The organism is Nocardioides sp. Root1257 (assembly GCF_001425175.1).
Lineage (GTDB): Bacteria > Actinomycetota > Actinomycetes > Propionibacteriales > Nocardioidaceae > Nocardioides.
Genome location: NZ_LMDV01000001.1, coordinates 339826 through 354046 on the forward strand (window position 1 = coordinate 339826; position 14221 = coordinate 354046).

Annotated in this window: 15 protein-coding genes; 7 read left to right on the forward strand and 8 right to left on the reverse strand. The window is 71.8% G+C overall.

Features of this window, described 5'->3' with window-relative positions:
- Positions 1-1167, reverse strand: a complete 1167-nt coding sequence (gene hsaA / locus ASC77_RS01680) for a 3-hydroxy-9,10-secoandrosta-1,3,5(10)-triene-9,17-dione monooxygenase oxygenase subunit (RefSeq protein WP_056148021.1) — start codon at positions 1165-1167, stop codon at positions 1-3.
- Between the two features lie 91 nt (positions 1168-1258).
- Entirely contained in the window at positions 1259-1846 is a 588-nt protein-coding gene (locus ASC77_RS01685; RefSeq protein ID WP_056148024.1) for a DinB family protein, read from the reverse strand.
- Between the two features lie 121 nt (positions 1847-1967).
- On the opposite strand from ASC77_RS01685, the gene ASC77_RS01690 reads away from it, so the two are divergent.
- The 5 genes from ASC77_RS01690 to ASC77_RS01710 all read left to right on the forward strand — a co-directional run bounded on the left by ASC77_RS01690 (position 1968) and on the right by ASC77_RS01710 (position 6705).
- Entirely contained in the window at positions 1968-4193 is a 2226-nt protein-coding gene (locus ASC77_RS01690) for a GAF domain-containing protein (RefSeq protein WP_056148028.1), read from the forward strand.
- On the forward strand, positions 4190-4573 hold the full coding sequence (locus tag ASC77_RS01695; protein WP_056148029.1) for a response regulator: 384 nt from the start codon (positions 4190-4192) through the stop codon (positions 4571-4573). Before ASC77_RS01690 ends, ASC77_RS01695 begins: the two co-directional genes overlap by 4 nt.
- Positions 4570-5703, forward strand: a complete 1134-nt coding sequence (locus ASC77_RS01700) for a response regulator (RefSeq protein ID WP_056148032.1) — start codon at positions 4570-4572, stop codon at positions 5701-5703. Before ASC77_RS01695 ends, ASC77_RS01700 begins: the two co-directional genes overlap by 4 nt.
- A gap of 20 nt (positions 5704-5723) precedes the next feature.
- Positions 5724-6377: a Crp/Fnr family transcriptional regulator gene (locus ASC77_RS01705; protein WP_056148034.1), complete on the forward strand. Its 654-nt coding sequence runs from the start codon at positions 5724-5726 to the stop codon at positions 6375-6377.
- Positions 6378-6510: 133 nt separating this feature from the next.
- Positions 6511-6705, forward strand: coding sequence for a hypothetical protein (locus ASC77_RS01710; RefSeq protein WP_156390873.1), 195 nt, complete (start codon positions 6511-6513; stop codon positions 6703-6705).
- A gap of 20 nt (positions 6706-6725) precedes the next feature.
- Here the strand turns inward: ASC77_RS01710 and ASC77_RS01715 are convergent, their stop codons facing one another.
- Complete coding sequence (locus tag ASC77_RS01715; protein WP_056148040.1) at positions 6726-8249, reverse strand: FAD-binding oxidoreductase; 1524 nt, start codon at positions 8247-8249, stop codon at positions 6726-6728.
- Positions 8250-8312: 63 nt separating this feature from the next.
- Between ASC77_RS01715 and ASC77_RS01720 the strand changes: the two genes are divergently transcribed.
- Together ASC77_RS01720 and ASC77_RS01725 are read left to right on the forward strand one after the other, a co-directional pair.
- The gene (locus ASC77_RS01720; protein ID WP_056148043.1) at positions 8313-9383 is read left to right on the forward strand and encodes an NADH:flavin oxidoreductase/NADH oxidase; all 1071 of its coding nucleotides are present in this window, start codon (positions 8313-8315) and stop codon (positions 9381-9383) included.
- 24 nt (positions 9384-9407) lie between these two features.
- Positions 9408-9872 (forward strand): hypothetical protein, encoded by a 465-nt coding sequence (locus ASC77_RS01725; protein ID WP_056148046.1) that lies wholly within the window; start codon positions 9408-9410, stop codon positions 9870-9872.
- Positions 9873-9911: 39 nt separating this feature from the next.
- On the opposite strand, the gene ASC77_RS01730 is transcribed toward ASC77_RS01725, so the two are convergent.
- The 5 genes from ASC77_RS01730 to ASC77_RS01750 all read right to left on the reverse strand — a co-directional run bounded on the left by ASC77_RS01730 (position 9912) and on the right by ASC77_RS01750 (position 14192).
- Positions 9912-10136 (reverse strand): hypothetical protein, encoded by a 225-nt coding sequence (locus ASC77_RS01730; RefSeq protein ID WP_235547392.1) that lies wholly within the window; start codon positions 10134-10136, stop codon positions 9912-9914.
- Positions 10137-10202: 66 nt separating this feature from the next.
- Positions 10203-11339, reverse strand: a complete 1137-nt coding sequence (locus tag ASC77_RS01735) for a DUF222 domain-containing protein (RefSeq protein WP_056148051.1) — start codon at positions 11337-11339, stop codon at positions 10203-10205.
- A gap of 143 nt (positions 11340-11482) precedes the next feature.
- Positions 11483-11893, reverse strand: coding sequence for a DUF6281 family protein (locus ASC77_RS01740; protein ID WP_268788389.1), 411 nt, complete (start codon positions 11891-11893; stop codon positions 11483-11485).
- 236 nt (positions 11894-12129) lie between these two features.
- A complete protein-coding gene (locus tag ASC77_RS01745; RefSeq protein ID WP_056148059.1) occupies positions 12130-12963 on the reverse strand; it encodes an SCO6745 family protein in 834 nt (277 codons plus the stop codon).
- Between the two features lie 80 nt (positions 12964-13043).
- Positions 13044-14192, reverse strand: a complete 1149-nt coding sequence (locus ASC77_RS01750; RefSeq protein WP_056148061.1) for a right-handed parallel beta-helix repeat-containing protein — start codon at positions 14190-14192, stop codon at positions 13044-13046.
- Positions 14193-14221: the final 29 nt, after the last annotated feature.

Sequence of the window (14221 nt, forward strand, 5' to 3'; positions counted from 1 at the left end):
TCAGTACATCCCCGGGTCGACCTTGTGGCCGAACTCGTGCGCGCCGTACATCTGCAGGGCGCGCTCGGGGTCGTTGGCCGCGTGCACCCGGCCGGCGTGGGCGTCGCGCCAGGCGCGCTGGAGGTAGGTGCCCTGCGCCAGCGCCCGGCCGCCGGAGGCCTCGAAGAGCGAGTCGATCGCGTCGATCGCGCGCTGGGTGCCGAGCACCTGGTCGCGACGGACCTTCAGCCGCAGCCCGAGCGGGATCTTCTCGCCCTTGGCGACGTGCGCCTGCTCCTCGCGGATGTTGTTGACCAGCAGCGCCCAGGCGGCGTCGATCTCCGAGGAGGCCTTCGCGATCCGGACGGCGGCGAAGGGGTCCAGCGACGCCTTCTCGCCGAGGTACGCCGCGCGCACGCGCTTCTGCTGCATGTCCACGTGCTCGGCGTACGCCCCGGCGGCCATGCCGATGATCGGCGTCGTGATCGTGCCGGTGAAGATCGAGTGGAACGGCAGCCTGTAGAGGTCGGAGGTGTTCTGCTCCTGACCCGGGCCGAAGCAGCGGCCGGTGTCGCCCATCGACAGCGTGAAGGCGTCGGGCACGAAGACGTCCTCGACCACGATGTCGTTCGAGCCGGTGCCGGACAGTCCGACCATGTGCCACACGTCGTTGATCGTGTAGTTCTCGCGCGGCACCATGAAGGTCTTGAAGTCGACGACCTGGTTCTCGTCGTTGAACACCAGCCCGCCGAGCAGCACCCACGAGCAGTGGTCGCAGCCGGACGAGAAGCTCCACTTGCCGGAGAGCGTGTAGCCGCCCTCGGTGAGCTGCGCCTTGCCGGTCGGGGCGTACGACGAGCTCAGGCGGGTCGTGGTGTCGTCGCCCCACACGGCCTGCTGGGCCTCGTCGGAGAAGAGCGCCACCTGCCACGGGTGCACGCCGACCACGCTGGAGACCCAGCCGGTCGAGCCGCACGCGCCGGCGATCTCGCGGACCGCCGTGTAGAAGTCGACCGGGTCCGACTCGTGGCCGTCGAACCTCTTCGGCTGCAGCAGCCGGAAGAACCCGACCTCCTCCAGCTCCTTGATCGAGGCCTCGGGGACGACGCGGAGACGCTCGGCCTCGTCCGCTCGCTCCCGGATGCCGGGAAGCAGGTCGCGGACGCCGTCGAGAACAGCCTGGGACATCGAGATCTCCTGTCGTGGTGGGACATCTCGATACTAGAACACGTTCTCGTTTTGGTCGAGGTGGAACCGCCGGGAGCGCGTGAACGTTGGATTACGTCTGGTCCCAGGTGCGAGCGGCCGCCCGCGCGGCCTCCTCGACCCGGGCGACGTGCGCCGGCCAGTCGTAGCCGACGTCCATGTTCCCGTCCTCGGGTCGGCGTCCGGCCGCACCGTCGATCGTCTCCCGCAGGATGTCGGCGTGCCCGGCGTGTCGCTGGGTCTCGCCGACCATGTGCACGAGCACCTGGTGCAGGGTGACGGTGTCCTCGGCCGGCCACCAGGGCACGTGGCCCTCCGCGTCGAGGGCGAGCTCGGCGAAGGTGACGGCGGCGTGCTCCTGGGCGGCCCGGTAGAAGTCGAGCACCCACTCCCGGCTCTCGTCCGCCGTCAGGTATAGGTCGGCGTTGGGGTCCGCGTCACCCGCGTGCCAGGGCAGTGCGACGCCGCTCGGGCGCCCGAACGTGTCGCCGAAGTAGCCGTACTCCACGCTCGCGAGGTGCTTGACCAGCCCGAGCAGGTTGGTGCCGGTCGGGGTGAGCGGCCGGCGCGCGTCGTACTCGCTGAGGCCCTCGACCTTCCAGACGAGTGCGTCGCGGGCCGACTGGAGGTACTCGATGAGCGTGTCCTTCGGATCCTGCATGTCCCGACCCTCTCACCAGGCCGGGCAGCGGCTCCCCATTTTCGGCGGTTGCCGCGGTTCGAGGTGACGAGGAGACTGGTCTGCGCGGTCGGGGGCACCCGTCCGCAAGGAGGGACCGCCCGTGGTCGAACCTGCACCGTTCACTGTCGGGAGAACAGTCGGAGCCGCGGAGCACGAGCAGCTCCGCGGGGACTACGCCGCCCTGAAGGACCAGTTCGAAGCGACGTCCGGGGTGCTCGAGGCGCTGGGACGCTCGGGCGCCGACCCGGATGCGGTGCTGTCGACCATCGTCGAGAGCGCTCGGCGGCTCTGTCGCTCCGAGGCGGCCCACCTGTACCTCCTGGAGGACGGCGTCTACCGGCTGATGGAGACGGTCGGCCTCTCCGAGGAGTCCCGGCGTCTGCTGACCGAACGCCCGATCTCGCGGGACCGGGCGACCCTCACGGGGCGGGTCGGACTGGAGCGTCGGACGCTGCAGATCGAGGACGTGCTGGCCGACCCTGACTACGGCCGCCACGACCTCCAGCAGACAGCCGGCTTCCGGACCGTGGTCGCAGCGCCGCTGGTCGTCGACGGCCAGGTCGTCGGGGCGTTGAACGTCTGGCGCAACGACGTCCGCCCCTTCGACGACCGGGAGATGGCCATCGTCAGCGCCTTCGCCGGCCAGGCAGCGATCGCAGTCAACGGCGTCATGCTCGTCCAGCAGCTCGAGGCGCGGAGCGCCGAGCTCGCCCGCAAGGTCGACGAGCTCGAGGCCCTCAGCGCCGTGGGCGAGGCGGTCAGCTCGAACCTCGACCTCGAGAAGGTGCTCGACACGATCGCCGAGCACGCGGTCGCGCTCTCCGACACCGACGGAGGCTCGATCATGGAGTACGTCGAGCGGGAGCGGCGGTTCTTCGTGCGCAGCGTCTACCGCACGGCGCCCGAGGTCGTCGAGCAGCTGCGGTCGGTCCGGATCGACCTCGACACCACGCTCGTCGGCCGGGCCGCCCGCGAACGACGCCCGGTCGTCGTCCCCGACCTCGGCGCCGCCGACCTCGATCCGCACCTGCGGATTCTCCGCGACGCCGGCTGGCTGTCCCTCGTGGCCGTCCCGCTCCTGCGCGAGGACACGATCGTCGGGTCACTCATCGTGCGACGCAAGCGCACCGGCGACTTCTCGCCGGACGTCGTCGACCTCCTGGAGACCTTCGCCAGCCAGTCGGCGCTCGCCCTCCTCAACGCCCAGCTGTTCCGCGAGCTGAAGGAGCAGAGCCTCGAGCTGGAGATGGCGAGCCGCCACAAGTCCGAGTTCCTGGCGAGCATGTCGCACGAGCTGCGGACCCCGCTCAACGCCGTCCTGGGGTTCTCCGAGGTGCTGCTCGAGCGGATGTTCGGCGAGATCAACGAACGGCAGGAGGAGTACCTGCGCGACATCCACGACTCCGGGAGGCACCTGCTCGAGCTGTTGAACGAGATCCTGGACCTCTCGAAGGTCGAGGCCGGCCGGATGGAGCTCGAGTACTCGTCGTTCGAGCTGGGCGCGCTCCTCGACGACGCGGCCGCGATGCTCCGCGAGCGCGCAGGCAGCGGTGGCATCGCGCTGCGCGTCGAGGCCGATCCCGATCTCGGCCCGGTCTACTCAGACCGGCTGCGGCTCAAGCAGGTGGTCCTCAACCTGGTCACCAACGCGGTCAAGTTCACCGGCGAGGGCGGGACGGTGGCGGTCGGGGCGCGCCGGACGGCGACCGAGGTCGAGGTGCAGGTGGTCGACACAGGGATCGGCGTTCCCGAGGAGGACCGCGAGCGGATCTTCGAGTCCTTCCAGCAGGGCGGCAGAGGGGCCTCCCGCGAGGAGGGGACCGGGCTCGGTCTGACCCTGTCGCGACGGATCGTCGAGCTCCTCGGTGGGCGGATGTGGCTGGAGAGCGAGGTCGGCGTCGGCAGCACCTTCGCGTTCTCCCTGCCGTCGCGAACGGCCGGGAGTGAGACCGTCGGGGAGCAGGTGCCCGGCGTCCGCGAGGTCGTGGTCATCGAGGACGACCGGCCTTCGCTCGACCTCTTCACCGCCTTCCTGGACGGGGCGTCGGTACGCGTGACCGCCGCGCGCGACGGTGTCGCGGGCCTGGAGGCGGTGCGCACGCGACAGCCGGCCGCGGTGCTGCTGGACATCCGGCTCCCAGCCATGGACGGGTGGGAGGTGCTCACCGCACTCCAGGAGGATCCCGGGACGCGCGACATCCCGGTCATCGTCGTGTCGATCGTCGACGAGCGCCAGCGGGGGGCGGCACTGGGCGCCGCCGCCTACCTCGTCAAGCCGGTCAGCCGGGACGCGCTGCTGGACGCGCTGGAGCGGGTGGCGCGATGAGCGGCAGACGGATCCTCGTCGTCGAGGACAACCCCCGGAACCTGAAGCTCGTGCGAGACGTGCTGACCCACTTCGGGTTCGAGGTCACCGGCGCGACGACCGGCGAGGACGGGGTGCGCCTGGCCACCGAGATCGAGCCGGACCTCATCCTCATGGACCTGCAGCTCCCCGGCATCGACGGCAGCGAGGCGCTGCGGAGGCTCCGGGCCGTCGAGAGCATCCGCACGGTGCCGGTGGTGGCCGTGACCGCCTTCGCGATGGACGACGACCGCGAGCGCGCCCTCGCCTGCGGCTTCGACGGGTACGTCGCGAAGCCGATCAGCGTCCGCGACCTGCCCCACCAGGTGGAGCACTTCCTGCGGCCCGGGAGCGTGAGATGACGGTGCACGCCCCGCCCACCCGGGTGCTCGTGGTGGACGACCAGCCCGCCAACGTCCGGCTCCTCGACGCGATCCTCACCCCGCTCGGGTACGACGTACCGACAGCGTCCTCGGGTGAGGAGGCGCTGGAAGCGATCGCCGAGCGAGCTCCGGACCTGGTGCTGCTCGACATCGTCATGCCGGGAATGGACGGCTACGAGGTCTGCGAGCGGATCCGGGAGCGCCCGGAGACTGCCTATCTCCCGGTCGTCATGATCACCGCGAGCGGCGACGAGCAGAAGGTGCAGGCGCTCCAGGTCGGTGCTGACGACTTCCTCACCAAGCCGATCGACCGCAACGAGCTGCTGGCCCGCGTCGCCTCGTTGGCCCGCATCAAGCGCTACCAGGACACGATCCGCCGCCAGGCGAGCGAGCTCACCAGCTGGAACCGGGAGCTGGAGCGGCGGGTCGAGAGCCAGGTCGCGCAGCTGGAGCGGATGGGCCGGCTGCGCCGGTTCCTGTCCCCCCAGCTCGCCGAGCTGATCGTCGACTCCGGCGACGAGTCCTTCCTGGAGAGCCACCGCCGGGAGATCGTCGTGGTGTTCTGCGACCTGCGCGGCTTCACGCCGTTCGCCGAGGCGAGCGAGCCGGAGGAGGTGATGGGGGTGCTCGCGGACTACCACGCGGCGCTCGGCGACCTGATCTTCCGCTTCGAGGGCACCCTGGAGCGCTTCACCGGCGACGGGCTGATGGTCTTCTTCAACGACCCGATCAGCTGCGAGGACGGCGCCCTGCGCGCCATCCGGATGAGCGTCGCGATGCGGGCACGGGTGACGAGCCTCGCCGAACGGTGGTCCCGCCAGGGCCACGACCTCGCGCTGGGCATCGGCATCGCGCAGGGCTATGCCACCCTGGGTCGGATCGGCTTCGAGGGACGCTTCGACTACGCGGCCATCGGCACCGTGACCAACCTGGCGGCCCGGCTGTGCTCGGACGCCGGACCGTGGGAGATCCTCACCACCGAGCGGGTCCACGCGGCTGGCGGACCGACCGTGGTCGGTCTCGACGTCGGGACGCGGGAGCTGCGGGGGTTCAGCCGCCCGGTGCGCGCGTTCGCGGTGTCGGGGGTCGACGGCTCCACGACCGCGTGATCCTGTGCTTCACTCTCAGGATGTGGCGGCTGCTGGATCCGCTGCGGGCCGAGGATCGCGAGGCGTTCCTCGCCGTGGCCCGCCCTCGGGCATTCGCCCGGAACGAGGTGCTCTGCCACGAGGGAGACCCGGCTGACTCGTTGCACCTGGTGGATCAGGGGCACCTGGCGGTGCAGGGAGGTCTCGCGACCGGTGCCACAGCCACGTTCACGATCCTGTCACCCGGCGACTACTTCGGGGAGCTCGCCCTGTTGCGCGCCGACCGCCGACGTACCGCGACCGTCACCGCCCTGGAGCCGAGTCGCACCCTCGCGATCGCGGCCACCGCCTTCGACGCCCTGTGCACGCGCAACCCGGCGATCGAGCGGGTCGTGTCGACCGTGCTCGCCGACCGGATCGACCTGCTCAGCCGCAGGCTCCTCGAGACCCTCTACGAGAGCCTCGATCGTCGGGTCTACCGACGCCTCCTCGAGCTCGGCCGGTCCTACGGACCCCAGGACGGCACCGTCGCGATCCCGTTGAGCCAGACCCAGCTCGCGGATCTCGTGGGGGCGAGCAGGCCGTCGGTCAACCAGGTGCTGCAGCGGCTCGTGGCCCTCCACGTGGTCACGCTGAGCCGGTCGCGGATCGAGGTCATCGACCTCCCCGCGCTCGAGCGCCGCTGCGGCGACTGACGCCCGCGAGCGTCGGGCACCGGACGCTCCGGGTGTCAGCGGGCGAACAGATAAGTCGTCGGCTTCGGCCCAGGATCGATGCATCGCAAGTCACCCATCCGATCCAGATCCACCAGGAGCCGTCATGTACATCATGGATTCACACGCAACGATCGCCCACCTGCTCGTCGACCAGAAGCTCCGCGAGGCCCAGGACCTGTACGCCGGCCGCGAGCTCCAGCGGAGCAGGCGGGCCACCACCGAGACCAGCCCGGTCGAGTCGTCCCAGCAGCCCCGGCAGCACTCCCGCCTCTGGACCCTGGTCCACTTCCGTCACGCCTTCGGCTGACGCCGGTCCCAGCCGCAGGCTCAGAAGTCCTGCGGCTGGGTGAAGAAGCCGTCCGGGTCGTACGTCGCCCGCGCCTGCGCCAGCCGGTCGGCGTTCGCGCCGAAGTACGCGGCCTGGTAGTCGGTGATCGTCGGGTCGGCGTAGTTGACGTAGGCGTGCTCGCCCCAGTGCGGCACCATCGCCGCGCGGAAGCCACGGACGTAGGCGTCGGCACGCTTCCCCGAGCCGGGCGGGAAGGTCGCGGTGTACTGAACGGTCGCGAGCGCGTCGCGGTGCACGAAGGCGGTGTCGTCGGGCGCGAGGTCGCGGACCTTGCCCCCGAGGGCGTCCATCGAGATGCCCGCCTCCTTCAGGCCCGACGACTGGCCGGAGGCTTGGGCCGCCTGCACCTGGTCGAGCAGGTCGTGGATCCCGGCGGCGTCGAGCGCGTCGTACGCCACGTGGGAGGTGGCGCCGAAGGACTCGCGGGCGCCCGAGCCTGCGAAGGCCGCCATCTGGTCGCGGTAGCTGCGGGTGTGGGTCGAGCGGACGCTCGGCGCCGGGGCGTGGTCGAGCAGGCCGGCGAGCTGGCCGTCGAACGCCGCGATCGGGCCGGTCCAGGTGCCGGAGAGCAGCACGGTCGGCTCCCCCGGGTGCGCCTGGCCGCCGAGTGCCTTGAGCGTGGACCACAGCCGGTGGTCGGCCGAGGGCGCCCAGCCCTGCCAGGCGGCGATCACGTCGGCGGCGGCCGAGAACGGCCACTCGAGGTAGACGGTGCTGATCGTCGGCGCGGCGACGGTCGCGAAGTCGAAGGACGTCACGACGCCGACGTGTCCCCCGCCGCCGCCGCGGAGCGCCCAGTAGAGGTCGGGCTCCTCGTCGGCGCTGGCCGTGCGGACCGTGCCGTCGGCGGTTACGACGGTCATCGCGCGCACCGCGTCGCAGGTCAGCCCCAGGGCGCGGGTCAGGACGCCGACGCCGCCACCGAGCGTCAGGCCCCCGACCCCGACCGTGGCGCACGATCCGCCGGCGATCGCCCGGCCGGCGCCACCGATGGTGTCGTAGACCGGGGCGAGGGTCGCACCGGCGCCGATCGTCGCCGTGGTGCCGTCGAGGCGGACGTCCGACAGGGGCCGGCAGTCGATGACCAGGGCGCGCGGCGACCCACCACCTGACCAGCCCGGGTAGCTGTGGCCGCCCGACCGGATCGCGACCGGGACGTCGTGGTCCTGGGCGAACCGCAGCGCGGTGGCGACGTCGTCCGCGTCGGCGACGGACAGGACGGCGAGCGGTCGCTGGCCGTCGTACCGCGGGTTCTGCAGCAGCCGCACCTGGTCGTACGTCGGGTCCTGCGGTCGTGCGAGTGCTCCCTGCACCGAGCGTTCCAGCTGTGCCCACGGGACCTTGCCGCTCGGCGTGGTCGTCGCCGTGGCGCTCGCCGTGGGAGACGGCGTCGGAGCCGTCGTCGGGGTGGGGGCGGGCGCCGGGCCGCCGCCGGACGAGCACGCCGACAGGGCGCCGAGGGCGCCGGCACCGAGCACGGCACGGCGCGTCCAGGTCGTCACCCCGGCAACGGTACGGAATCAGCCACACGGAATCAGCCGGCCCCGATCCGGGTTGCCACCCTCGTGACTGCGCTCTTCTCCCCCATCACCCTCCGCGACGTGACCATCCGCAACCGGGCGTGGGTGGCACCCATGTGCCAGTACTCCGCCGTCGACGGCGTGCCGAACGACTGGCACCTCGTGCACCTGGGCTCGTTCGCCCGCGGCGGGGCCGGCCTGGTCTTCACCGAGGCGACCGCCGTCGCGCCCGAGGGCCGGATCTCGCCCGAGGACGCAGGGCTGTGGAACGACGAGCAGCAGGCGGCATGGTCGCGGATCGTCGAGTTCGTCCACGGCCAGGGCGCGACGGCCGGCATCCAGCTCGCGCACGCGGGCCGCAAGGCATCGACGTACTCCGGCTTCACCGCCGAGCGCGGCGCGGTCGCTGAGGACGACGGTGGCTGGCGCCCGGTCGGCCCCTCGCCCGAGCCGTACCCCGGTCTCCACGACGACCCGGAGCCGCTCGACGCCGTCGGCATCGCCCGCGTCGTGACGGCCTTCGGTGATGCCGCCGTGCGCGCCGTCGCCGCCGGCTTCGACGTGCTGGAGGTGCACGCCGCGCACGGCTACCTGCTGCACGAGTTCCTCTCCCCGCTGTCGAACCAGCGCACCGACGAGTACGGCGGCTCCTTCGACCACCGGGTCCGACTGGTCCTGGAGGTCGTGCGCGAGGTGCGCTCGCGTGTCGACGACGGGGTGCCGCTCGTCGTGCGCCTGTCGGCGACGGACTGGGTCGAGGGCGGCTGGAGCGACGACGACACCGTCCGACTTGCCGGCCTGCTGCGCGACGCCGGCGTCGACCTCGTCGACACCTCGAGCGGCGGCAACGCCCCCGTCCGGATCGAGGTCGGACCCGGCTACCAGGTCCCGTTCGCGCGCCGGATCCGCACCGAGGCCGGCATCCCCTCCGGTGCGGTCGGCCTGATCACCGAGCCGAAGCAGGCGGAGGAGATCATCGCCGACGGCTCCGCCGACGTCGTCCTGCTGGGCCGCGAGCTGCTCCGCGACCCGCACTGGCCGCTGCGCGCGGCGTACGAGCTCGATGTCGACGCCGGCGAGCTCTGGCCCGCGCCGTACCGTCGCGCTGCCCGCTAGCGTCGGGCGCACTACGGTGGAGCCATGAGCTACGTCGTCGACTTCGTGGACGTGTCCACCACGGGGCTGGAGTCGTCTCCGGTCGCGGACGCCCTGGCCGGGCTCCGGGCCAACGAGGCGCGCTACTTCAAGAACAAGTACGACCACGTCTTCACGGTCGAGCCCGCCGCCGAGGCCAGCGAGGTCGTCGAGCACGTGCACCGCGTCCTCGCCGAGGAGCGCGACCTCCACATCGCCTCCACGCCTCTCGAGGCCACGGCCTTCGAGGTCGACGGCGTCCGTTGGTCCTACGTGTTCTACGAGTCCGGCCTGGCGATCAACGTGCTCTACACCGTCGAGGACGGCGGCAAGCGCGCGGTCGGCTTCAAGCTGTCCGACGGCATGGAGGTGCCCGAGGAGCTCGCGGACCGCTTCAAGTTCGCACGCCAGAAGTCCAAGCTCGCCGGCACCATCCGCGGCTCGTTCTTCGTCATCAAGGGCGACTACTAGCGCCACGGTCCGGAGAATCGACCCCCGACCGCGTCAGCGTCAGCGTCCGTGGTTGCGGGGGTGGCTCTTGGCCGTGCGCTCGTTGCCGCGCTTGTAGTTCCCCGTCGCGCGAGCCATCAGCTCCTGGGGATCGCCCGCCTCGACATCGACCAGGAACCGCCGGGCGGTCGCACCGCGGAGGGTGGTTGCTCGTCGTCCGTGGTGGCTGATGACGACGGTGTCGCCCAGCACGCGGTACTCGAACCCCTGGGGTGCACTGGCCACGACACGGAGCATGGCCGACCGCGGCTGAGGAGTCGAACGGCTTTCCTCCTACCGGCGCTCGCAGGCCTAGGGGCGCCGGTGGAAGCGGGCGCCGCCGGCCGCCCACTCCACGTCGTGGCGCGCGTCGTGTGCGCGGTGGTGGTGGAACGAGCACAGCAGCACGCCTTCCGCGAGGTCGGTGCGTCCTCCCCTCGTCCAGGGGGCGCCGGCATGGTGTGCCTCGCACCAGGCTGCGGGGATGCCGCACCCCTCGGCGCCACAGGTCGGGTGCTGGACGGCGAGCGCCTTGCGCTGCGCGGGACTGAAGAGGCGGCGCCGACGTCCCACGTCGAGCACCTGGCTCTGCCCGCCCAGGACCGCAGGCACGATCCCGGCGGTGCACGCGAGTCGCCGCGCTTCGGAGGCGGGCAGCGGCTCGTCGCCGACGTACGCGACACCGCCCGCGCCGCGAAGCGTCTCGAGGTCGACGGTGACGAGCACCGTGGTGGCGTCGCCGCCGTGCAGCGGCAGCCGGTCCGGGTCGACGGACTCCAGGAAGGCCCCGAAGGCGGCGCCCAGTCGCTGATTGTGGGGCCGGCGGTCGTCGGCGGCCGTCCGGCGCGGTGACGCGAACGCGTCGAGGTAGGTCATCAGGCGGTCGCAGACGGAGTCGGCGACCCGAGCCCGGATGTCGGTCGTGCCGTCGCCGTTGCGCCTGGTGTGCAGGAACGTCCGCCGCGCGGCGCGCTCGGCCTCCCGGACCAGTAGTTGCTCCTCGAGCCGCTCCCCCACCTCCGGGGCGACGACGTCCAGCACCCGGCGCCCCAGGATCCGCAGCTGGCGGGGCCCGAACGTCGATGCCTCGCCCACCAGCCGCGCCTCGGCCGCCTGCCGAACGCCGGGGCCGACCTGGTCGGGCAGCGACTCGATCGCGCCCACCACCACGGTCGCCTGGTCGAGGTTGACGTCGCCGCTGCGCAGCGCCACCGCCGTGCCGGTGTGGTCGCCGAGCGAGCGAGCCAGCCGGAGCCGGCGGCGACACTCGGCCGGGTCGCGACGACCGTGGTGCGCCCACCACGCGGCCACGTCCCGGGCACCCCCGTCTATCGCCACGTCGTCCGCCGCGGCAAGCACCCTCAGCCGGAGCTCCTCGAGCCGATCGATCCCGGCGCTCAGTCCGAGGATCGCCTGCCCTTTCTCCTCGGTCCCGCCCACGGACGTCATACGGATCGTGGTCTCTATGCCTCGATTCGTATGACGTCCCGGGGCACGACCGCGCGGAGGAGCGCCGGCCTAGCGGTTCCAAGTCGGAGACGCACTCATCTGCCGCGACCCGAGCGTCCGACCATGCCGATGAGTGGGCGCTCCTACCCGCTGTTGGCGAGGTCCTCGTGGATTCGCTCCCGTTCCTCGGCAGGGACGGCGTCGGCGATGAACACACCGAGGTCGTTGCCGTACCACCGCACGCCGAGCACCTTCGTTGGCGGGTACCCGTCGAACGCCCAGGTATCCAAGCGTTCCGGATCATCGGCAAACACCGATCCGCCCGGGTCCCGCCCCGTGTCATGGCACTCGGCCTTCTCCGCCGATGCGTACCTGCTCGCCTGCCGGTGGGTGGGACCAACCGACGTGTAGAGGACGCCGTCCACTCGCACCTGAGCCTCGCAGTCGGCCGAGGCCCGGGGACCATGACCCGAACAACCCCCAACGGCGACGGACGTCACGAGGCAAGCACACGCGATTCGAGCTTGGCGAGTGTTCGGAAGCCTCACGCACATGAGACGTTCCTGGCACTCCGGGCGTTCCGGCCAGCGAGAAGCGTCCTCATCTACCGCGACGCGAGTGCCCGCTCATGCAGATCACGGGATTCCGACTTCCTCGGGCACACGGAGGTCATACGGATCGTGGTCCCTATGCCTCGATTGGTATGACGTCCCGGGGCACGAGCGCGCGTAGGACCGCGCTCAGAGGCAAGGCGTCGGCATATGCCGCAATCCGCGCATGGGCCAGGCACCTACTGCGAACCCGTCTCGTTCAGCCGGCTGGCGATGGGCTCCAGCGCCGCGACCAGCTCGTCGAGCTCATCCGGCGTCAGGCCGTCGTACGGCGCCTCCGCGAGCACGTCGGTCAGCGCCTCGATGCGGGCCTTGGTCGCCCGGCCGGCGTCGGTGAGGTAGCCATCGGCGTCGACCAGCCCGCGGTCGCGTACGCCTGCCATCAGCGCGGCGAGCCGGGCGGCCGGGAGGTGGTGGATCCGGCCGAACGACTCGGCCGGGTGGATGCCCATGTCGAGGGAGGCGAGGACGTGGGCCTCGAGGCCGCCGACCCGCTCGGACACCAGCGCCACGATGTGGCCGTCGCCGCGGTGCTCGCGCAGCATGTTGGCCGCGTGCCACAGGCGGGTCAGGGGCTCCTCGGGCACCGGCAGCGAGCGGAGGCCGGCGTACATCACCCGGCCGTGGACCGGCGCGCTGACCGAGGCCACCGTGAGCAGCTCGGCGGCGCGTGCGAGCCCCGGCGTCTCGACGAGGTCGCCCAGGATCCGCCGCAGCGCGGCGACGCAGCCCCGCTGGCGGGCGGCGTGCGCCGCCTCGGGAGTGGTCGTGTCCCACACCTTCGGGAGGTGCCGTGCCACCTCCCCTTCGCCGAAGTTGTAGAAGGCCGCGTCGACCACCTCGGCCGGGACGCGCCCGAGCGGCGCGGAGCGGCCGGCGAAGTAGCCGTCCCAGTAGCCGCGGAACCCGAGCTCGGCCATCGCCTCGTTGGGCTCGTCGGAGAAGAAGTTGACCAGGCAGATCGGCTCGGTGAGGTCGAACATCCGGCGGGCGACCGGCTCGTGGTGCGGCATCTGCTCATCTCCTTGGTCGTACGGCGCCGGGTGGCAGCCTCTCACCAGTGCTACGAACGGCTCGGCGCCTGCACGACAGGTCAGCGGTACTCGTAGGCACCGAGGTCGATCGGCCCGACGCTGGGCCGGCGCACCTGCCCGGCGGGGTGCACGTACTGCCACCGCGGTCGCCATCGCGCCGGCACGCGGACGCCGCGATCGATCGCCGGCGACGACGGCCTCAGCCGGTAGTCGTCGGCGGACGGGTCGACGAAGGTCTGCGGACCCACCCGCCGGTCGGCCCGGGTCGAGGCTGTCGCGAGGTCGGTCAGGACACCGGGTCCGACCAGCAGGTTGTTGCGCAGTGCGGCACGGCTCCCGGCCGCGAGGTGGACGAAGGTGCCGGAGGACCGGTGGTTGACGAACGTGTTGTTGACGACCAGCACCCGGCGGGACCGGTGCGTGAGGCCCTCGGCGCCGTACGAGACCAGGGTCGAGTTGGGCGAGCGACGCCCTTGGACGATCACGTTCCCCGCGACCAGCGTCGCGCCGCCGTTGGGCAGGTCGATCGAGTAGCTGGCGGCTGCGCCGCGGTCGTCCAGGAGGTTGCCGACGACCGTGTTGCGAGCGGCCCGGGACTTGAGCTCGTGGCCGACCCGGGCGCCCCAGAGGTAGCTGCCGGTGACCGTGAGCGCGCGCACCCGGCCGACGTAGAGGTTGTGCGTGTAACCGTCGCCGGCGCCGTTGCGGAAGAAGCGCGACCGCCGGATCACGATGGAGCTCGTGGGCGAGTCGCTGGTGAGGATCCCGTCCTGGTTGTCGTGGAACCAGCTGCGCGAGACGGTCAGCCCGTCACCCTCCTGGCGGATGCCCGCTCCGTTGCCGTCGGGTACGACGGCGCCGCTGAACTCGATCCGGTCGATGGTCGTCCGGTCCCCCGCCACGACCCAGATCGCCTTGTCCTGGGCGCTGCGGCCGTCGGCGCGCAGGTGCGCCCGGCCCCCGACACCGCGCAGCGTCAGGTCGTCCTGGGTCCACACGGCGACGTCCCCGACGTACGTGCCGGCGTCGATCAGCACCGTGTCGCCGTCCCGCGCCACCGCCGCCGCGGCGCTCGGCGTCTCCAGCGCGCGGTCCGGACCCACCCGCAGGACGTGGGCGGCAGGCGTGGCGGAGACCGCGGTGGTCGACCCGACGACGGCCGCGAGTGCCGTCGCGAGGACGGTGATCCTGGTCAGTCCCGAGTGCATCGCCTCATTGTGCGCGACGCGGACGCGGG

Bases quoted from the DNA above. Each gene is read 5' to 3' on its own strand.
- hsaA (WP_056148021.1), bottom strand. From the start codon at position 1,167: ATGTCCCAGGCTGTTCTCGACGGCGTCCGCGACCTGCTTCCCGGCATC.
- ASC77_RS01685 (WP_056148024.1), bottom strand. From the start codon at position 1,846: ATGCAGGATCCGAAGGACACGCTCATCGAGTACCTCCAGTCGGCCCGC.
- ASC77_RS01695 (WP_056148029.1), top strand. From the start codon at position 4,190: ATGAGCGGCAGACGGATCCTCGTCGTCGAGGACAACCCCCGGAACCTG.
- ASC77_RS01700 (WP_056148032.1), top strand. From the start codon at position 4,570: ATGACGGTGCACGCCCCGCCCACCCGGGTGCTCGTGGTGGACGACCAG.
- ASC77_RS01705 (WP_056148034.1), top strand. From the start codon at position 5,724: ATGTGGCGGCTGCTGGATCCGCTGCGGGCCGAGGATCGCGAGGCGTTC.
- ASC77_RS01710 (WP_156390873.1), top strand. From the start codon at position 6,511: ATGGATTCACACGCAACGATCGCCCACCTGCTCGTCGACCAGAAGCTC.
- ASC77_RS01725 (WP_056148046.1), top strand. From the start codon at position 9,408: ATGAGCTACGTCGTCGACTTCGTGGACGTGTCCACCACGGGGCTGGAG.
- ASC77_RS01735 (WP_056148051.1), bottom strand. From the start codon at position 11,339: ATGACGTCCGTGGGCGGGACCGAGGAGAAAGGGCAGGCGATCCTCGGA.
- ASC77_RS01740 (WP_268788389.1), bottom strand. From the start codon at position 11,893: ATGTGCGTGAGGCTTCCGAACACTCGCCAAGCTCGAATCGCGTGTGCT.
- ASC77_RS01745 (WP_056148059.1), bottom strand. From the start codon at position 12,963: ATGCCGCACCACGAGCCGGTCGCCCGCCGGATGTTCGACCTCACCGAG.
- ASC77_RS01750 (WP_056148061.1), bottom strand. From the start codon at position 14,192: ATGCACTCGGGACTGACCAGGATCACCGTCCTCGCGACGGCACTCGCG.